The sequence below is a fragment of the Methylobacterium hispanicum genome (assembly GCF_022179285.1).
GTDB lineage: Bacteria > Pseudomonadota > Alphaproteobacteria > Rhizobiales > Beijerinckiaceae > Methylobacterium > Methylobacterium hispanicum.
In genome coordinates, this window is sequence record NZ_BPQO01000025.1 from 1 (window position 1) to 18,551 (window position 18,551).

The 18,551-nt window shown below is 71.6% G+C and carries 21 protein-coding genes; 13 read left to right on the forward strand and 8 right to left on the reverse strand.

The features are described 5' to 3' along the window. Positions 1–97 precede the first annotated feature (97 nt). Entirely contained in the window at positions 98–418 is a 321-nt protein-coding gene (locus MFF56_RS23510; protein WP_238231384.1) for a hypothetical protein, read from the forward strand. 119 nt (positions 419–537) lie between these two features. Further along, complete coding sequence (locus MFF56_RS23515; protein ID WP_238231386.1) at positions 538–1,011, forward strand: hypothetical protein; 474 nt, start codon at positions 538–540, stop codon at positions 1,009–1,011. Positions 1,012–1,031: 20 nt separating this feature from the next. Here MFF56_RS23515 and MFF56_RS23520 read toward each other — a convergent pair whose 3' ends face one another. Continuing rightward, positions 1,032–1,532 carry a hypothetical protein gene (locus tag MFF56_RS23520; protein WP_238231389.1) on the reverse strand — a complete coding sequence of 167 codons (501 nt, stop codon included), beginning with the start codon at positions 1,530–1,532 and terminating at the stop codon, positions 1,032–1,034. A gap of 151 nt (positions 1,533–1,683) precedes the next feature. Further along, positions 1,684–2,151 carry a hypothetical protein gene (locus MFF56_RS23525; RefSeq protein ID WP_238231391.1) on the reverse strand — a complete coding sequence of 156 codons (468 nt, stop codon included), beginning with the start codon at positions 2,149–2,151 and terminating at the stop codon, positions 1,684–1,686. Between the two features lie 32 nt (positions 2,152–2,183). On the opposite strand from MFF56_RS23525, the gene MFF56_RS23530 reads away from it, so the two are divergent. After that, positions 2,184–3,683: a YifB family Mg chelatase-like AAA ATPase gene (locus MFF56_RS23530; protein WP_283207442.1), complete on the forward strand. Its 1,500-nt coding sequence runs from the start codon at positions 2,184–2,186 to the stop codon at positions 3,681–3,683. A 7-nt stretch (positions 3,684–3,690) separates the two neighbouring features. Here MFF56_RS23530 and MFF56_RS23535 read toward each other — a convergent pair whose 3' ends face one another. The 4 genes from MFF56_RS23535 to MFF56_RS23550 form a co-directional block, all read right to left on the reverse strand. Then, positions 3,691–4,113: a hypothetical protein gene (locus MFF56_RS23535; protein WP_066925832.1), complete on the reverse strand. Its 423-nt coding sequence runs from the start codon at positions 4,111–4,113 to the stop codon at positions 3,691–3,693. 168 nt (positions 4,114–4,281) lie between these two features. Beyond that, on the reverse strand, positions 4,282–4,668 hold the full coding sequence (locus MFF56_RS23540) for a large exoprotein involved in heme utilization or adhesion (RefSeq protein ID WP_066925819.1): 387 nt from the start codon (positions 4,666–4,668) through the stop codon (positions 4,282–4,284). A gap of 111 nt (positions 4,669–4,779) precedes the next feature. Beyond that, entirely contained in the window at positions 4,780–6,645 is a 1,866-nt protein-coding gene (locus tag MFF56_RS23545; RefSeq protein ID WP_238231395.1) for a methylmalonyl-CoA mutase subunit beta, read from the reverse strand. Positions 6,646–6,766: 121 nt separating this feature from the next. Further along, complete coding sequence (locus MFF56_RS23550) at positions 6,767–7,570, reverse strand: undecaprenyl-diphosphate phosphatase (protein ID WP_066925384.1); 804 nt, start codon at positions 7,568–7,570, stop codon at positions 6,767–6,769. 242 nt (positions 7,571–7,812) lie between these two features. Here MFF56_RS23550 and MFF56_RS23555 point away from each other — a divergent pair, with 242 nt between their 5' ends. Beyond that, complete coding sequence (locus MFF56_RS23555) at positions 7,813–8,505, forward strand: glutathione S-transferase family protein (protein WP_066925386.1); 693 nt, start codon at positions 7,813–7,815, stop codon at positions 8,503–8,505. A gap of 53 nt (positions 8,506–8,558) precedes the next feature. Further along, positions 8,559–8,984, forward strand: a complete 426-nt coding sequence (locus MFF56_RS23560) for a hypothetical protein (RefSeq protein WP_066925389.1) — start codon at positions 8,559–8,561, stop codon at positions 8,982–8,984. A 113-nt stretch (positions 8,985–9,097) separates the two neighbouring features. Here MFF56_RS23560 and MFF56_RS23565 read toward each other — a convergent pair whose 3' ends face one another. After that, positions 9,098–10,783, reverse strand: coding sequence for a thiamine pyrophosphate-binding protein (locus MFF56_RS23565; protein ID WP_238231397.1), 1,686 nt, complete (start codon positions 10,781–10,783; stop codon positions 9,098–9,100). 61 nt (positions 10,784–10,844) lie between these two features. After that, positions 10,845–11,729 (reverse strand): LysR family transcriptional regulator, encoded by an 885-nt coding sequence (locus MFF56_RS23570; protein ID WP_238231399.1) that lies wholly within the window; start codon positions 11,727–11,729, stop codon positions 10,845–10,847. 169 nt (positions 11,730–11,898) lie between these two features. Between MFF56_RS23570 and MFF56_RS23575 the strand changes: the two genes are divergently transcribed. The 8 genes from MFF56_RS23575 to MFF56_RS23610 all read left to right on the forward strand — a co-directional run bounded on the left by MFF56_RS23575 (position 11,899) and on the right by MFF56_RS23610 (position 18,545). Then, the gene (locus MFF56_RS23575) at positions 11,899–13,200 is read left to right on the forward strand and encodes an SLC13 family permease (protein WP_066925395.1); all 1,302 of its coding nucleotides are present in this window, start codon (positions 11,899–11,901) and stop codon (positions 13,198–13,200) included. A 154-nt stretch (positions 13,201–13,354) separates the two neighbouring features. Beyond that, a complete protein-coding gene (gene sdhC / locus MFF56_RS23580; RefSeq protein ID WP_066925398.1) occupies positions 13,355–13,756 on the forward strand; it encodes a succinate dehydrogenase, cytochrome b556 subunit in 402 nt (133 codons plus the stop codon). A gap of 11 nt (positions 13,757–13,767) precedes the next feature. Further along, entirely contained in the window at positions 13,768–14,181 is a 414-nt protein-coding gene (sdhD, locus tag MFF56_RS23585; RefSeq protein ID WP_066925401.1) for a succinate dehydrogenase, hydrophobic membrane anchor protein, read from the forward strand. Between the two features lie 22 nt (positions 14,182–14,203). Beyond that, a complete protein-coding gene (gene sdhA / locus MFF56_RS23590; protein WP_066925403.1) occupies positions 14,204–16,021 on the forward strand; it encodes a succinate dehydrogenase flavoprotein subunit in 1,818 nt (605 codons plus the stop codon). Positions 16,022–16,110: 89 nt separating this feature from the next. Then, the gene (locus tag MFF56_RS23595) at positions 16,111–16,356 is read left to right on the forward strand and encodes a DUF433 domain-containing protein (protein ID WP_066925406.1); all 246 of its coding nucleotides are present in this window, start codon (positions 16,111–16,113) and stop codon (positions 16,354–16,356) included. Continuing rightward, positions 16,353–16,727, forward strand: coding sequence for a DUF5615 family PIN-like protein (locus MFF56_RS23600; RefSeq protein WP_156453908.1), 375 nt, complete (start codon positions 16,353–16,355; stop codon positions 16,725–16,727). Before MFF56_RS23595 ends, MFF56_RS23600 begins: the two co-directional genes overlap by 4 nt. A gap of 23 nt (positions 16,728–16,750) precedes the next feature. Next, complete coding sequence (locus tag MFF56_RS23605) at positions 16,751–17,575, forward strand: succinate dehydrogenase iron-sulfur subunit (RefSeq protein ID WP_066925412.1); 825 nt, start codon at positions 16,751–16,753, stop codon at positions 17,573–17,575. A 376-nt stretch (positions 17,576–17,951) separates the two neighbouring features. Further along, positions 17,952–18,545: an AprI/Inh family metalloprotease inhibitor gene (locus MFF56_RS23610; RefSeq protein ID WP_238231401.1), complete on the forward strand. Its 594-nt coding sequence runs from the start codon at positions 17,952–17,954 to the stop codon at positions 18,543–18,545. Positions 18,546–18,551: the final 6 nt, after the last annotated feature.

Below are 18,551 nucleotides of genomic sequence, written 5' to 3' on the forward strand. Positions count from 1 at the left end.
ATGATCCTTTTGGCTCATTGCGATCCGAACGTTTGACTAAAGTCGCGTGCTGATCCATAAGTATCACCACGCCTCCAACGGTTCAACGGATCTCCCGATGTCCCGCACCCTATCCTGGAACAGCGCACTCCGCGCCCTTCACGCCGATCGGCAGCAGTTCGCCCCGGGCGAGCGCGCAGCCATCTGCCGCGCCGCTACCTTCGCTAAGCTCGCCGCCACGCGAGCCCGCCGCGATCAGGGCAGCCGCCCGCTCGTCGTGAACGGCGCCTACGACCGCCGCGCCATCATGGCCGCCGCCGTCTACTCGGCGCAGTGCCGCCGAGAGGTCACGGGCGAGGCGTGGGGCGTGTGCCTCTCCGCCGCCCTCACTGGCGTGTGGCAGGCCGCTAGGGCCGCCCGCCGCCGCGCCGCTCACTGACCAGCAGCCCACGTCGCACTCGAGCCGCCCGCACCTGACCGCCGCGCCACCGCGCCGGCGCCGACGACCACCCCCGCCATCACGAAGCCGACCAACGAGCCCGCACCGGAGCCCGAACGATGACGCACGCCCGCTTCCCCGATTTCAGCCAGCCCCTGCCGCCGGCCGCCCCGCGTCTGATCGAGCATGTGCCCTTCCACGCCGATCCGGTCCTGGCCGCGATCGACGCCCACGATGAGGCGTGGGCGGTGTGGCAGATGGCGCCAGAGGCGAAGGTGCTGCAGGCCCATGCCGAGAAGGAGCAGGCGCTGGCCCGGCTGCTCGCAACGCCGTGCTCAACGCGGTTCGGCACCCTGGCGCTGCTGCGGCATCTGCGCTGGCACATCCAGCACGACGGGCTCGCGGACGCGGCGGTTCACGCCTGCGCGGCGAGAGCGGCGCGCGAGCTCAACGTCGACTTCCCGCCCGTCGAACCGCCGCGCGAGCCCATCGCGCCGGTGCTGGGGATTCTGCGGCGCGCTGGCGAGATCGTGGCGGGCTGTGCGCTGATCGTGGTCGGCGGAGCAGCGGTCGGGCTGGCGACGCTTCTGTGATTCACGCCGCCCGCGAGACCTCAGCCCTTGTCAGTGAGGCCGAGGCCGCGCAGCAGATCGCCGATCGGGTCGATCTTCTGGCTGGGGGAATCGGCGCTACTCGGCTGCTGCGCGGCGCTCGCCTCGTCTGCGGCCGGACGGGTCAGAGCGGCCTGGCGCGTGGTAACTGCGCGCCGCGCCAGCTTGGGCCCATGCGACGCCCGCGCGCTGCGGGCGGTGGTTGCCACCAGCGTCAGCTCAGCCGGCAGCGGTTGCACCATCGCGTAGTCGGCGGAGAGCGCCACCGTCGGCTCGGACTTCATCAACGCGGCCATGTCGGACAGCGGCGCCGCCCGCCGCAGAGCGACGCTGCGGCTCGCCGGCGGATCGACCCAAGCCGTCGGGGCCGCGGCCACCGCGTGGCCCTTGGCAGCCGGCTGAACCTGCCGCTCGAAGTTGCCGGGATGCAGGATACCTGCAGCGGCCATCAGGCCCAGCACGGCAATGCCCGTGACGGCGAAGGTCGACTTGTAGTGTTCCATGCGAGCAGAACGAATAGCCAAGCTAATAGTTCCGCTGGCGCCGGACGACCTGCTTCAAGTTGTCGGCCGGCCACATCAACGGACCGTGAACGGCTGATCTTCCTCGGCGGCAGGACGCCATGCCGTTGCCTATCCGACGCTCCCGGGAGCCTCACCGCTGCTTCGGTGCCGTTCGCACAAGCCGAGAACTGAACAGCTTCTCGGCTGCCGTGACGAGCGGCGCCCCAGGCGTCTCGGCGCAGGCGGCACGGAGGGATCCCGCCACCAACTCGGCGTTCAGGTTCGTCAGGTCTCGGAACGTGCCGGCATGGATCATCTGCGCAGCGTTGGCGCCGGACATGAAGCCGAGCGTCCACTGCACGATGCCGTGGCGCTCCGCGACGTTGTCGAGGGCAGCGACAGCCTGCGCACAGGACAGAGCACCGTAGCCAGCGACATTGGCACCGTCGGCCCGGGCCGGCGCGGCGGCGAGGCAGGTGGCTAGCGCTAGAACCGCCGCGCCGCAGCCACGCCATCTAAGCACCCGCATTTTCACCGGCTGCTTCCGTGGTGCTTCCGCGATCGAAAAGGGCAGGGGAGGGTGATCATTAAATACCTGTGTGAACAACGTTTTTTTCATGCCGCCGCTTTCTCACGCTAGCCTTCGAGGGCATCGAGGCGCGGGCCGTCGACGTGCAGGTGCAGATCATCCCGGGCTCGGTGCAGTTCGCGGTGGTCGGCCTGCCCGACAAGGCGGTGGCCGAGTCGCGGGAGCGCGTGCGCGGCGCGCTGATCGCCTCCGGGCTGGCGCTGCCGGCCAAGCGCATCACCGTCAACCTCGCGCCCGCCGACCTGCCGAAGGAGGGCTCGCACTACGACCTGCCGATCGCGCTGGGCGTGATGGCGGCGATCGGCGCGATCCCGGCCGACGCGCTCGGCGGCTACTGCGTGCTCGGCGAACTCGCCCTCGACGGCACGATCACGGCGGTGAACGGCGCGCTGCCGGCGGCGATCGCGGCGGGCGCGCGCGGCCTCGGGCTGATCTGCCCGGCGCCCTGCGGGCCGGAGGCGGCCTGGGCCGGCGGCGACCTCGACGTGCTGGCGCCGCGCTCGCTCATCCAGCTCGCCAACCACTTCAAGGGCAGCCAGGTCATGGCCCGGCCGGAGCCGGCGATCGCGGCCGCCCACGGGCCGCTGCCGGACCTGCGCGACATCAAGGGCCAGGAGGGCGCCAAGCGCGCGCTCGAGATCGCCGCGAGCGGCGGCCACAACCTGTTGATGAACGGGCCTCCGGGCGCCGGCAAGTCGATGCTGGCCGCGCGCCTGCCCTCGATCCTGCCGCCGCTCACCCCCCGCGAACTCCTCGACATCTCGATGATCCAGTCGGTGGCCGGCGAGCTGCGCGGCGGGGCGCTCTCGACCCGGCGCCCGTTCCGCGAGCCGCACCACTCGGCCTCGATGGCCGCGCTCGTGGGCGGCGGGCTCGGCGCCCGGCCGGGCGAAGCCTCGCTGGCGCACGGGGGGGTGCTGTTCCTCGACGAGCTGCCCGAGTTCACGCCCCAGGTGCTCGACTCGCTGCGCCAGCCCCTGGAGACCGGCGAGATCATGATCGCGCGGGCCAACCACCGGGTCGTCTACCCGGCCCGTTTCCAGCTGGTCGCCGCGATGAATCCCTGCCGCTGCGGGCAGGCGCTGGAGCCGGGCTACGCCTGCCGCCGAGGGCCGAACGCGCGCTGCATGGCCCAGTACGGCGCGCGCATCTCGGGTCCGCTCCTCGACCGGATCGACCTGCGCATCGAGGTGCCGGCGGTGAGCGCGGCCGACCTGATCCTGCCGCCGCCGGAGGAGGGTTCGGCCGAGGCCGCCGCCCGGGTCGCGGCGGCGCGCAGGCTGCAGGGGGAGCGCTACGCCGCGCGCGGCCTCTCAAACGCGACCACGAACGCGACCTGCCCGGCGACGCTGATCGAGGAGGTGGCGCGGCCCGATGCGGAGGGCGCGGCGCTGATCCGCTCAGCCGCCGAGTCCTTGCGCCTCTCGGCCCGGGGCTTCCACCGGACCCTGCGCCTCGCCCGCACGCTCGCCGACCTCGACGGCGAGGCGACGGTGCGCCGGCTGCATCTCGCGGAAGCCTTGTCCTATCGCGGGCGGGCAGAGCGCCCGGAGGCCGCTTGAGCGCCGCTCAATGCGCGCCGGTCTCCTCGGGCTCCGCCTTCTCGGCGGGCGGCTCGGCGCTGGCGACCGCCTTGCGCTCCAGCAGCGGCTGGAGGCGGGCGGCGAGCTGCCGGTCGAGGTGCCGGGCGTAGCCGCCCTTGAAGTAGCGGTCGCCGGTGCCGGGTCCGTAGGCCCGGTCGTGGGCCCGCACCATGGCGTCGACCTCGGGCCGGCACAGGAAGCCGATCACGCCGGCGGCCTGATACCAGCGCCCGGCGCGGGCGTGGTTCATCGCACCGGGATTCGACATCACGGTCTCGGCGAAGCAGTCGGTCGCGGCCTCGCGCAACGGGGTCAGGACGGCGTCCGCGTCGGCCCTCGGGCGGGGCCGGGCCTCGGCCGCGGAGAGGAGGGCGAGGACGGCGAGGGAACCGAGAAGCGCGGTCTTCATGCGGAAGGTCTCGAAGGGCATCGGACAGCCCGGACTCTTCCACGCGATTGCGACCGGAACAGGGCTCCGGACGCCGCGGCGCAGCATCGCCGGGCCGGCGCCGTGAGCCCCTTCGACCGGCGCGCAGGATCTGCGACGTTCCGCCGCACCGCGCCGACGGAACGGTTCTCAGCCGCGGCGTTCGGCGTTCCAGCGGCCGCGGCACTGGCTGCTGCCGGACGCGGTCCAGGTGCCGCTGCCGTAGCCGTCCTTGGCGAGGCGACCGACCACGTTGGCGCTGCCGAGCGCGTTCGAGATGGTGGCCCGCACCTGGCCGTTCGGCGCGACGCGGCCGCTCACCTGGAAGTCGCCGCCCGGATAGCTCGCCTCGCCCCGGTTGATGCGCACGCCGTAGCGGTAGGCCCGGTCGCAGGCCCCCGACTCGGTGACGACCTCGATGCTCCAGTTGCCGTCGAAGCGGTCCGGCACCTGGGGCGAGCGCCGTGCCGCGTCGGCCGAGCCGATGCCCGCTGCGGCAAGCGTCAGGGCGGCGGCGGCGAGGGCGAGGTGCTTCATGGTGGGGTGTCCGAGTGGTCCGTGCCAAGCGCCCGACGCGGTGCGCGCCGAGCGTGGCTGAAACTCGTCAGACCGGTTTCGGTTGCGACCGTGCGGCGCGGCTCCCGCGCCTCAGCCCGTCACGGCCCGCCGCAGCGCCTCGGCGAGGAAGGCCAGGAGGTCGCCGCCCGCCTGCAGGAAGCCGTCGACGCCGGCCGCCTTCAGCGCGTCCGGGTCGGCGGGCTTGCCGGCGAGGTAGACCGTGCCGGCCCCCGCCTCCTTGAGGGCGCGGGCCGCCGCGACCGCGCGCTCGGCGTAGACCGCGTCCGACGAGCAGAGGCAGGCGATCCGGGCGCCGGACGCCCGGAAGCCCGCCGCGAGCGCCGCCTCGTCCGCGAAGCCCTCGTTCGACAGGGCCTCGATGCCGCCCGCCGCGAAGGCGTTGGCAGCGAAGGTGGCGCGGGTGTTGAAGGCCGAGAGCGGCCCGAGATTGGCCAGGAACACCGCTGGGCGGGCGCCCGTCTTGGCGAGCACCGCGTCGGAGGCGTCGCGCAGCGCCTCGAAGGGCTCGGCGAGGCGCCCCGAGGGCAGGGGATCGCAGGCGACCGCCGCGCCGGTCCCGAACTCGGAGGCGGCCGGCGCCGGCACGGGAGCGACGTCGAGCACCGCCACGGGCTTCTCGGAGAGGTGCGGGAACTCGGTCGCGCCGGTCAGCGGTTCGCGGCGGGTGGCGACGTTGCGGGCGCGGGTCTCGCGCACCGCCTCGATGCGGCGCTGCAGCTTGCCGACGCTCAGCGAGGCGACGATGCCGCCCTCCCGCTCGATCGTCTGGAAGGCCTCCCAGGCCCGCTCGGTCAGTTCGGCGGTCAGCGCCTCGAACCCGCCCGCGCCGGCGGCCGGATCGGAGACCCGGGCGAGGCCGGATTCCTCCAGGAGGACGATCTGGCTGTTGCGGGCGACGCGCCGGGCGAAGGCGTCGGGCAGGCCGAGCGCCTGGGTGTAGGGCAGGGCGGCCACGCCATCGGCGCCGCCGAGCCCGGCCGCGGCCGTCGCCAGGGTGGTGCGCAGGATGTTCACGAAGGGGTCGCGCCGGGTCATCATCCGCCACGCGGTCTCGGCGTGGAGGCGCAGCGGCTTCGGGTCGAGCCCGCAGGCCTGCTCGACGCGGGCCCAGAGCCGGCGCATGGCGCGGAACTTGGCGAGCCCCAGGAACTCGTCGGCATCGGCGGCGAGCAGCACGCCGACCGCGTCGCGGGCCCGCTCCAGCGGGTGCCCCTCGGCCTCCAGGGCGCGCAGGTAGGTCACGGCGGTGGCGAGCACCGCGGCGAGTTCGTCCACCTCGCCCGCGCCGCCCTCGTGGTAGGGCCGCCCGTCAGCGAGCAGCGCCCGGCCGCGGAAGCCCGCGGCGTCGAAGTCGCGGAGCGTCGCGCCGAGCTTCGGCACGATGTCGGACCAGACCGCGCCGAGGCTGCCGGTGGCGGCGAGCTTGCCCACGGGGTCGATGCCGAGGTCGAGGTCGAGGCCGGCCAGATCCTCGCCGCGCCGCTCCGCCAGCGCCTTGATCAGGCCGGCGGCCTCGAGCGCCTGCCCGCCCGCCTCGAGGCGCAGCGCGATCAGCGGCAGCATCACGCCCTGGAGCGCCGCGTCGAGGGCGTCCACGTCCGTTGCGGAGAGGCCGTAGCCGCGGGCGGTCGGCGCCGCCGCGAAGACCAGCGCGAGCGCGTCGGCGCCGCCCTCGAGGTCGGCGAGCGCCTGCCGATTGGCGGCGGCCACGTCGGGGTGGTCCATCCGTTGCACGACGCGCCACGGGCCGGGGGTGCGCACCGGCTGGGGGGTGGGCTCGGCCGGGTCGTACAGGGGCTCGATGCGCAGGCCGTCGGCGGTCTTCGAGACGAGGCGCTTCTCGAAGTCGGCGCCCTTGAGCACGCCCGCGACGAGGCCGAGCCAGCGCTCGCGGGTGGCGGGCTCGAAGAGGTCGGCGAGCGGTCTGTCTTCCATGCGCGGCGGGCCCTGCGAATCCTCGGGCGGACGGTTACATCCGCCCGTTCTTCGTCACCTGCCCTCGCATACCGGGACAAGCGTGGCAATCGCCCGATCGGCCGAGCCCGTGCAAATGGTCTCAACCCAGGATGATGAGCCCCGCAAAGCCCAGCGCGCCCACGATGATGCGCCACCACGCGAACAGCCAGAAGCCGTGCCGCGCGACGTAGTCGAGGACGGTGCGCACCACGATCAGCGCCGCGAAGAAGGCCACCACGAAGCCGATCACGATCAGGCCCGTGTCGTCGGCGTTGAGGTTCTTGTAGTTGTCGAGCAGGTCCTTGGCGAAGGCGCCCGCCATGGTCGGCATGGCGAGGTAGAACGAGAACTCGGTGGCCGAGCGCTTGTCGGCGCCCATCAGCATCGCGCCCACGATGGTGGCGCCCGAGCGCGACACGCCCGGGATCATGGCGAGGCACTGGAACACGCCGATCTTCAGCGCCATGGGCAGGCTGAAATCGTAGACGTCGGTCTTCTTCACCTCCAGCTCGGTGTCGTCGAGGACGAGCAGCACGAGGCCGCCCGCCACCAGGGTGGCGCAGACGATCCAGGGGTTGAACAGGTAGGCCTTGATCAGCTTCGAGAAGAGGCCGCCGATGATCGCCGCCGGCAGGAAGGCCAGCAGGATCGCCAGCACGAAGCGGCGCGCGTTCGGGTCGCGGGGCAGGGCGGTCGCGATGGCGAGCAGCCGCCGGAAATACACGGCCAGGATCGCCAGGATGGCGCCGAGCTGGATCAGCACCTCGAAGGTGTTGTTGGGCGAGTGGAAGCCGATGAAGTGCCCGACGAGGAGCTGGTGGCCGGTGGAGGAGACCGGGATGAACTCGGTGGCGCCCTCGACGACCGCGAGCACGACCGCCTTCGCGATGCTCATCGCATCCATGTCTGTCCGCCTCGATTGTCCGGTGAGCGGGCCCGCATAGCCCGAAAGAGTGGGCGGCCGCCAAGATCCAGGGAACGCAAGACCCAGCGAACGGCCGCCAAGGTTGACGGGCAGTTACCGGAGAGAGGCCGGCGTGTTAAGGGGTCGGCAACGATCGGGACATATCTCATCCTCCTGCCCGGTCCCGCGAAGTTTTCCTGCGGTGCGTCCGGCCGGCACCCCGCCCGTTTCGAACGGCCTCGATGGCGACGCTCTATCACTTTCCCTTCTGCGCCAATTCCCGCTTCATCCGGCTCGTGCTCGCCGAGATGGGCATGGAGCCGGTGCTCGCCGAGGAGAAGCCCTGGGAGCGGCGGGACGAGTTCCTGATGCTCAACCCGGCCGGCCAGACGCCGGTGCTGCTGGAGCAGGGCGGCCTCGTGGTGCCGGGCGCCGGGATCATCGCCGAGTATCTCGACGAGACCCGGGGCCTCGGCCTGACCGGCCGGCGGATGATGCCGGAGGCGACCGCCGACCGGGTCGAGGTGCGCCGCCTGCTCGAATGGTTCCTTGTGAAGTTCGACGCCGAGGTGACGGGCTACCTCGTCACCGAGAAGATCTCGAAGCGCTTCATGTCGAGCCGCGACGGGGGCGGGGCGCCGGACATGAACGCGATCCGGGCGGCGCGGATCAACGTGGGCTACCACCTCAAGTACATCGGCTACCTGATGGCCCGGCGTCGCTGGATCGCGGGCGACCACCTCACCTACGCGGATCTGGCCGCGGCGGCGCATCTCTCCTGCGTGGACTATCTCGGCGACGTGCCCTGGGACGACGATGAGACGGCGCGGGACTGGTACGCGCGGGTGAAGTCGCGGCCCTCGTTCCGCAGCCTGCTCGCCGACCGTGTGCCGGGCATGCCGCCCGCGCCGCACTACGCGGACCTGGATTTCTAGAACGGGGCGGCGCACCATTCCGGCTCAGACGGCGGCGGATCGAGGAGGCCGGGATGAATTTCCGGAGCACCCGCCACACCGACGAGCCTCAGGGGCAGGCGACGTTCGGCATGGCCAATCTGCGGTCTCAGAGAACGGGCCTGCCCTTCATCGTCTTCATCTCGCAGCGCGACGGCGCCCAGCACGACGTCCGCGTGAAGGTCTCGCCCAACCCGAAGGTGCGCAACGCCCAGATGGGATCCTACGCGCTCCGGCCCTACCGGTTCGTGGACGGGCATCGCCTGGGCCCGGGCGAGGAGCGGGCCCAGGAAGCCTGGGTCGAGAAGAACCTCGACGTCCTCGTCCGCTACTGGACCGGGGACATCGCGTACACCGAGGACGCGCTGGAACTGCTCGAAGCGATCTGGAACGCCCAGCGGCCAGGGCCGGACAGCGCACAGTCTCACGCACCTTGCGAGGATCAAGCATCAAGTGCTTGATCCACCCAGCAAACATCCTCTCCTACCGCTTTAAGATGCCGCGCTTCCCCTCTCCCCGCGCGCGGGGAGAGGGGGGGACCCGTGCGCGCTGAGGCGATCGAACGGTAACCGTATCACGTCGCCTGAACCACCACCTCCACGAGGTTCGGTTTCCCTGAGCGGATCCCCGCCTCGATCGCGGGCGCGATGTCGCCGGCCCGCTCGATCCGCCGGGCCGGCACGCCCATCGAGGCGGCCAGGGACGGGAAGTCGATGCGCGGATCGACGAGGTCCATCGCGATGAAGCGGTTGGCCCGCACGGAGGCGTAGTGGGTCTGCGTTTTCATGAACCGCTTCAGGATGTTGTACTCGGCGTTGTTGATCACCACGAAGGTGACCGGCAGGCGCTCGTGCGCCGCCGTCCAGAGCGCCTGGGGCGAGTACATCGCGGCCCCGTCCCCGACCACGCAGACCACGGGCGCGCGGTCGAGGCCGAGCGAGAAGCCGACCGCGGCCGGCATGCCCCAGCCGAGCACGCCGCCGCGCATGGCCGCGTACTGGTGGGTGTTCGGGCTGTCGAGGAAGGTGCGCAGGTGGGTGAGCGTCGCGGGCGCCTCGTCCACGATCGCGACATCGTGACCGACCGCGCGCGCCACCTCGCGGGCCGCGACCAGCGGCGCGATCACCGGGTCGGCGAAGGCGGCATCCGCCGCCTCCGCGAGCCGGGCGCGCCGGGCCACCCGCGCCTCCGCCGCCCGCGCACGCAGCTTCGCGTAGGCCTCCGCCTGGGGCGCGAGGCGGGGCTCCAGCAGCGGCAGCAGCGCGTCGAGCGAGGCGCGGATGTCGCCGACCATCGAGAGCGTCGTGGTATAGGTGCGACCGAGGTCGCGCACGTCCGCCGAGAGCTGGAACACTTGCGTCGAGGCCGGCACCGCCGAGCCCTCGGTGTACAAGACCGTGATCAACGACTTGCCACCCAGCGCGAAGACTGCGTCGTAACCTCCCAGGATCTCTGCGATCTCCGTCGCCTTGGTCGGCAGGTTTCCGGCCCAGAGCGGGTGCGCCGTCGGGAAGGGGATGTGGGCCGGCCAGGACGAGCCGTAGACGGGAGCGCCGAGGCGGTCGGCCAGCGCCACCGCCTGGGACGAGGCGTCGCTCGAATCGATCTCGTCGCCCGCGATCAGCGCCAACCGGCCGGGCGGCACCGCCGCGAGGTGGTCGGCCAGGCGGTCGAGCGAGCCCGCCGTGGCGCAGCGGTCGATGGTCGAGACCGCGCCCGCGGGCGCCGCCGTCATCGCCTCCATCACGTCCATCGGCAGCGACAGGAAGACGGGGCCGGAGGGCGCGGCGTTGCAGTCGTGGAAGGCGCGCCGCAGCAGGATCGCGAGCTGGTCGGCGTTCGTCACCTCGCGCGCCCATTTCACCGCGGGCGTCGCGATGGCGACGAGGTCCCCCGAGAGCAGCGGGTCGGTGATGGCGTGCCGCGAATCCTGCTGGCCCGCCGTCACCACCAGCGGCGTGCCCGAGACGTGCGAGTTGATCAGGTTGCCGAAGCCGTGCCCGAGCCCGCCCGCCGTGTGCAGGTTGAGGAAGGCCGGGCGCCGCGCGCCCTGCGCGTAGCCGTCCGCCATCGCGACCGCGCTCGCCTCCTGCAGGGCCAGCACGTAGGCGATGTCCGGCGTCTCGGTGAGCGCGTCGATGAGGGGCAGCTCCGTGGTGCCCGGATTGCCGAAGATGTAGCGCACGCCCTCCGAGCGCAGCACCTCGAGGAGCAGCGCCGCCCCGCGCCGCGGGGCCACCGAATCCACCGTCGCGATCACGCCAGCCCGCTCCTCTCGCTCCATCCGAAAGGCGAGAGGCTACGCCAAGCCGCCCCCCGCGTCAGGCCCGCAGATGCGCCACGAAGGCCTGCGCGAAGGCCGGAAGCGCCGCAAGGTCGCGCAGGCACAAGGTGAGGTCGCGGCTGGCCCAGGGATCGGTCAGCGGCACCACGGCGATGTCGAGCCCGCGGGCGGCGCGGCGCGCCGTGCTCTCCGGCACGATGCCGAGCCCCACCCGGGCGTCGGCCAGCCGGCAGACCGCATCGAAGCCCCGCAACTGGACCCGCAGCCGCATCGGGCGTCCGATCCGCGCCGCGCGCTCGGCGAGGAAGCGCGTGATGGCGCTCGCCCGGTCGAGACCGACGAGATCGTGCTCCAGCACCTGCGCGAAGGACACGGCCTCCCGCCCCGCCAGCGGGTGGCCGCTCGCCGCCGCCACCACGAAGCGGTCCTGCCGGAACGGGAAGGTCTGCAGCGCAGCCGTGTCGACCGTGCCGGAGAGGATGCCGAGATCGGCCGCGCCCTCGGCCACCAGCCCGACGATCTCGTCCGAGGTGTGCTCGTCGATGTCGACGCTGACGCCGGGATGCGCCGCCAGATAGGCCGAGAGGGCCTCCGGCAGGAACTCGGTCAGCGCGTTGGTGTTCGCCACCACCCGAATCTGCCCGACCGTGCCGCCGGAGAAGGCCGAGAGCTCGGTCTGCATCCGCTCGACCGCCGCCAGGATCGTACGGGCGTGGGCGAGAAGCGCCCGCCCCGCCGGCGTCGGGCTGGCGCCGAGGCGGCTGCGGGTGAGGAGGGCGGCGCCGAGGCTCTCCTCCAACCCGCGGATCCGTGTCGAGGCGGCGGCGAGTGCGAGATGCGCCCGCGCCGCCCCGTGCGTGATCGAGCCGGCCTCGACCACGTGGCGGAACAGCGAGAGATCGACGAGGTCGAAGCGCATCATCGTGGCTCCAGCATCCGTGAGGGGCGAAGCGCGTCGCTCTCCCTCCTCACTCTGCGGGGGATTTCCGAGCCCTTGCCTTCGCCTTCCACGAAGGCTCCGTCAACGAGTCCCGAATTGCGAACGGTTCCAGACCGGCAGAATGCTGCCGGCCTCGAACGGGGGTTCATCCATGCACGGAGAGGCGGCCATCTGGGCGACCGGCGCCCTGCTCGTGCTCTGCATGGGCCTGTGGGCGACCGCGCTGATCCCCGAGATCGTCACGGTCCTCGTCTTCTTCGCGCTGGCGATGCTCCTGAAGCTCGGGGCGCCCGCCACCGTGTTCTCGGGGTTTGCGGCCTCCGCCTTCTGGCTGGTGCTCGCCGGCATGGTGGTGGGGCAGGCGATGACCCGCACCGGGCTCGGGGCGCGCCTGGCGCAGGGGCTCTCCGGCCGGCTCGGCGGCTCCTACCCGCGCTTCATCGGCGGACTCGTCGCCTTCAGCGTCGCCCTCGCCTTCGTGATGCCCTCCAATCTCGGGCGCATCGCCCTGATGATCCCGGTGACGCTGGCGCTGTGCGACCGGTTCGGCCTCGGCCCCGGGCGGCCGGGACGGGCCGCCGCCGTGCTGGCCGTGGGCGTGGCGACGCCCAACCTCTCGGCCGCGATCCTGCCCGCCAACGTGCCGAACCTCGTCATGGCGGGCGCCGCCGAGAGCCTGCTCGGGCTGCATCTCTCCTACCTGCCCTATCTCTGGCTGCACGGCCCGGTCCTGGCGGTCGCGAAGGGCGGCCTCCTGACGCTCCTCGTCGTGCGCCTCTTCCCCGACCGGCTGGAGCCCCGGCGCGACGGCGCCGCCGCCACGGCCCCGCTCTCGGGCGCGGAACGGCGGCTCGCCGCACTCCTCGTCGCGACCCTGGCGCTCTGGGCGACCGACAGCCTGCACGGCATCGCCCCGGCCTGGATCGGGCTCGCGGCCGCCGCGCTCTGCATCATGCCGCGCGTGGGCGTGATCCCGGCCGACGCCTTCGGGCAGGTCTCGCTGCGCACCTGCTTCTACATCGCGGCCCTGCTCGGCCTCGTGGCGCTCGTCAACGAGACCGGGCTCGGCGCCCGCCTCGGCCACGCCCTGCTCGCCGTCGCCCCCCTGGAGCCGGGCGCCGACGCCCAGAACTACGCCGTGCTCACCGGCATCGCCACCGCGCTGACGCTCCTCGTCACCGCCAACGGCGCGCCCGCGCTCTACACGGCCCTCGCCGGCGAGATGGCGACGGGAAGCGGGCTGCCCGCGTTGACCGTGGTGATGATTCAGGTCGTGGGCTACAGTACCGTGTTCTTCCCCTACCAAGCGCCGCCGATCGTGTTCGCGCGCGAGCTGGGCGGCGTGTCCCTGCGGGACGCCACCCGCCTCACCGTCGCCTTCGGCACCGCATCACTCGTTGTTGCAGCGCCGTTGAACTACCTCTGGTGGCGCGCGCTCGGGTGGCTGCCATGAGGCGGGCGCAGGGGCGAGTACGAAGAAATCGTATTCAGAATCATAAGCGTGACAGATCCGCCGGATCGTTCATGCCGCATTGCGGCTTGCCCCTCGGCGGCCTAGCCCTACCAGTTTAGAGACGCTTCAGTTCGCAACTGCGAGGCCCGACACGATGGCACCCACCGCCCGGCCGACCACGGCCCAACCCCTCTCGCCGCACCTCCAGATCTACCGCGTGACCTGGACGATGGCGATGTCGGTGGCCCACCGCATCACCGGCACCGCCCTCTACGGCGGCACGGCGCTGGTCGCGATCTGGCTGGTGGCCCTCGCCTCCGGCCCGGCGGCCTACGGCTGGGTGGCGTGGTTCTTCGGCTCGTGGATCGGGCGGATCGTGCTGTTCGGCTACACCTGGATCCTGATGCACCACATGCTGGGGGGCCTGCGCCACTTCGTCTGGGATTTCGGCGTCGGCCTCGACCGCACCACCCGCATGAACCTGTCGCGCTTCACGCTGATCGGCTCGGTGGCCCTCACTCTCGTGATCTGGGCCGCCGCCCTGACGCTGCGCTGACGGAGGCAGAGATGGCCGACAACCGCCAGGACACGAACGTCTCTATCCGCACCCCGCGCGCCCGCGTGCGCGGCCTCGGCGCCTCCGGGCACGGGGCCGACCACTGGTGGTTCCAGCGCCTCACCGCCGCCGCCAACCCTCCGCTGATCATCGGTTTCGTGATCATCGTGGCGATGATGGCCGGCCGCCCCTACCCGGAGGCGGTGGCGCTGATCGGGCACCCGCTCGTGGCGATCGTCCTGATCCTCACCGTCCTCTCGGTCACGCTGCACATGCGCGTCGGCATGCAGGTGATCATCGAGGACTACGTCCACGACAAGGCGCTGCGCGTCACCGCTCTGTTCGCCAACACCATCTACACGGTCGTCGTCGCCGTGGCCTGCTTCTACGCGATCCTGCGCGTGGGGCTGGGCCGCCTCGTCTGACCCGAACGACAGGAGCTCTTCCATGGCCGCCAACGGCACCAACGGGTCGCAGCCCGCCTACACCATCAACGACCACAGCTTCGACGTCGTCGTCGTCGGGGCCGGCGGCGCGGGGCTTCGCGCCACCGTCGGCTGCAGCCAAGCCGGCCTGCGCACCGCCTGCATCTCCAAGGTCTTCCCGACCCGCTCGCACACCGTGGCGGCGCAGGGCGGCATCTCGGCCTCGCTCGGCAACATGGGCCCGGACGACTGGCGCTGGCACATGTACGACACCGTGAAGGGGTCGGACTGGCTCGGCGACCAGGACGCGATCGAGTACCTCGTGCGCAACGCCCCGGCGGCGGTGTACGAGCTCGAGCATTGGGGCGTGCCGTTCTCGCGGACCGAGGAAGGCAAGATCTACCAGCGGCCCTTCGGCGGCATGACCACCGATTACGGCAAGGGCACCGCCCAGCGCACCTGCGCGGCGGCCGACCGCACCGGCCACGCCATGCTGCACACCCTCTACGGGCAGGCGGTGAAGAACCAGACCAACTTCTTCATCGAGTACTTCGCCCTCGACCTGATGATGGACGAGGACGGCCGCTGCCGCGGCGTCATCGCGATGGATCAGGCCACCGGCGAGATCCACCGCTTCCGCGCCGCGATGACCATCCTGGCGACCGGCGGCTACGGCCGCGCCTACTTCTCGGCGACCTCGGCCCATACCTGCACGGGCGACGGCGGCGGCATGGTACTGCGCGCCGGCCTGCCGCTGCAGGACATGGAATTCGTGCAGTTCCACCCGACCGGCATCTACGGCGCGGGCTGCCTCATCACGGAGGGCGCGCGCGGCGAGGGCGGCTACCTGACGAACTCCGAGGGCGAGCGCTTCATGGAGCGCTACGCGCCGTCCGCCAAGGACCTCGCCTCGCGCGACGTGGTCTCGCGCTCGATGACCATGGAGATCCGGGCCGGCCGCGGCGTCGGCAAGGGCGGGGATCACATCTTCCTCCACCTCGACCACCTCGACCCGAAGATCCTGCACGAGCGCCTGCCGGGCATCTCGGAGAGCGCCAAGATCTTCGCGGGCGTGGACGTGACGAAGGAGCCGATCCCGGTCCTGCCGACCGTGCACTACAACATGGGCGGCATCCCGACGAACTATCACGGCGAGGTGCTGACCCTTAAGAACGGCGACCCGGACACCGTCGTGCCGGGCCTGATGGCGATCGGCGAGGCGGCCTGCGTCTCGGTGCACGGCGCCAACCGCCTCGGCTCGAACTCGCTGATCGACCTCGTGGTGTTCGGCCGCGCGGCTGGCCTGCGCTGCGCCGACATCGTCGAGGCCAACGGCCGGATCCCGGACGCGCCGAAGGAGGCGACCGACAAGGCGCTCAGCCGGCTCGACCGCTTCCGCTACGCCGACGGCGCGACGCCCACCGCGGAGCTGCGCCTGGAGATGCAGAAGACGATGCAGAACAACTGCGCGGTCTTCCGCACCGGCGAGGTGCTGGAGGAGGGGCGCGGCCTGATCAACAAGGTCTGGCACGCGGCCGCCGACGTGAAGATCACCGATCGCTCGCTCGTCTGGAACACCGACCTCCTCGAGACCCTGGAGTTCGACAACCTGATCGGCCAGGCGGTGGTGACGATGGAATCGGCCGCCAACCGCAAGGAATCGCGCGGGGCGCATGCCCGCGAGGATTTCCCGGACCGCGACGACAAGGAGTGGATGAAGCACACCCTCTCCTGGCTCGACGAGAGCGCGCACCGGACCACGATCGATTACCGCCCGGTCCACACCTACACGATGTCGAACGAGATCCAGTACATCGAGCCGAAGGCGCGCGTGTATTGATTTTTATGACCGCGTCGCGCGAATCGTTCCTGGTTCGCGCGACGCACCCGTAGCGCTTCCGCCCACGTGCCGCGTCGAGGAGGTCTGTCATGATGCATACCTTCCAGAGCTTCCCCCGGATCTCGGTCGACCCCGCCGTCATGGGGGGCAAGCCCTGCATTCGCGGCATGCGCGTGACCGTGAGTATGATCCTCGGCGAGTTGGGCGGCGGAACGACGGTCGACGAACTGCTCGCCGGGTACCCGTATCTGGAGCGTGAGGACATTCTCGAAGCGCTCCGCTTCGGAGCCTCGCTGGCGAGTTTCCGCGATGTCGCGCTGGCTGCGGCAGAATGAAACTCGTCGTTGACATGAACCTGTCGGTCGCCTGGATCGCCGGCTTGCACGGGAAGGGGGTCGATGCCGTCCATTGGAGTGCGCTCGGCCCACAGGATGCTGCCGATGACGCGATCATGGCGTGGGCGCGCGCGAACGACGCGGTCGTGCTCACCCGCGATCTCGATTTCGGCGCGGCGTTGACGCGGCAGGCGCTGATCGCGCCAAGCGTCATCCAGATCCGCTGCGGTCGGGTGGAGATGGAACGCCACCTGCCCCTGGTAGTGCGCGTGATCACCGAACATCAGGCCCCGCTCGGCACGGGCGCCATCGTTACGATCGAGGACGACCGCGTGCGGGTTCGCGTCCTCGCCTCCGACACGTCTCTCTGACCGTCTTCGCTGAAAGCAGAATTATGGCTCAGTTCGCACTCCCCAAGAACTCGCAGGTCCGCGAGGGCAAGTCCTGGCCGGCGCCGGCCGGGGCGAAGAACCTGCAGACCTTCCGCATCTACCGCTGGAACCCGGACGACGGCGCCAACCCGCGGATCGACACCTATCAGGTCGACCGCGACGATTGCGGGCCGATGGTGCTCGACGCGCTCTTGTGGATCAAGAACAAGGTCGACTCGACGCTGGTCTTCCGTCGCTCCTGCCGCGAGGGCATCTGCGGCTCCTGCGCGATGAACATCGAGGGCCAGAACACGCTGGCCTGCACGATGGGCATCGACGAGTGCAAGAGCCCCGACAACGCCCTGCCGATCCTCACCCGCAAGGACAAGGACGGCGCGGTGCGGATCTATCCCCTCCCGCACATGCCGGTGCTGAAGGATCTGGTCCCGGACCTGACCAACTTCTTCGCCCAGCACGCCGCGATCGAGCCCTGGCTCCAGACCGAGACGCCCGCCCCCGAGAAGGAGTGGCGCCAGACGCCGGAGGACCGCGCCCGTCTCGACGGCCTCTACGAGTGCATCCTGTGCGCCTGCTGCACCACGAGCTGCCCGAGCTACTGGTGGAACGGCGACCGCTTCCTCGGCCCGGCGGCCCTGCTGCAGGCCTATCGCTGGCTGATCGACTCGCGCGACGAGAACACCGGCGACCGGCTCGACAGCCTGCACGACCCGTTCCGGCTCTACCGCTGCCACACGATCATGAACTGCGCCAACACCTGCCCGAAGAACCTGAACCCGGCCAAGGCCATCGCCGAGATCAAGAAGATGATGGTCGAGCGCGCGGTCTAGGTCCCGGGATCCCCAAGGGGCGAGCCCCTTGGGCGAGGTCCAGGGGCGCGAAGCCCCTGGCTTGGGATCGCCGACCCGGCAAAGCCGGGGTGGAGGTTCCAAATGCAGGGTTCCACCCTGCACCCGCCAAAGGTCTCGACCTTTGGGATCCACGACCCTGTTGGCTCCCGGCGGCCGGGGTGGCGGCATCCAGGCCGTTTCGTCTCGGACCTGCTCGAGACGCGCGGGTGCGACCGGGGCGCCACAGTCCGGCGGAAATCCCGCCCCGTCCCCGCTTCCCAGAGGGCCCGACCCGGCACCGCCTTGCGGGCATCGCATTTGATGGCGAGGCAGGGACCGCGCGCCGCGAGGGGGCGCCCCACGGGATCCGAGGTCGATGACGCGTCCGTTTCTGTCGACAACCGCCGTTCTGGTGCTCGCAGCCAGCCTCGGCGCCTGCGCCTCGAAGCGCCTCGACGCGCCGCGCACCCGCGGACCCGGGCCCCAGGCCGCCCTCGACACCTCGGTGCCGGCCGTGCCCTCGGGCGCCGTGACCACGAGCCCGCTCGCGCCCCCGCCCGGCGCCGCCGCCGCGCCCGACGAGCCGGTCGTCGCCCCCGGAACCCAGGTCGCGACCGCCGCACCGCCCGGCTCGAACGTCATCCCGGAGCCCGTCGTCCCGCCCCCCGCCCCGCCGCCGGTCGTCGCTGGCGGGCGCTCGGCCGTGGTCGGCACCTGGGAGGCCAAGGACGCCACCGGCGCCGCCTGCAAGGTCACCCTGTCGAGCGCGCCCGCCCTCGACCTCTACAAGGCCAGCGCCGGCGGCTGCCCGAACAAGGATCTCGCCAAGGTCTCGGCCTGGGATTTTCGCGACGGCGAGGTCTACCTCTACCAGGCCGGCGGCACCGTGGCGGCGCGCCTGCGCCAGGGCGGCGGCAGCCTCGACGGCCAGTTGACCAAGTCCGGCGCCTCCCTGGCGCTGGTGCGCTGAGCACGA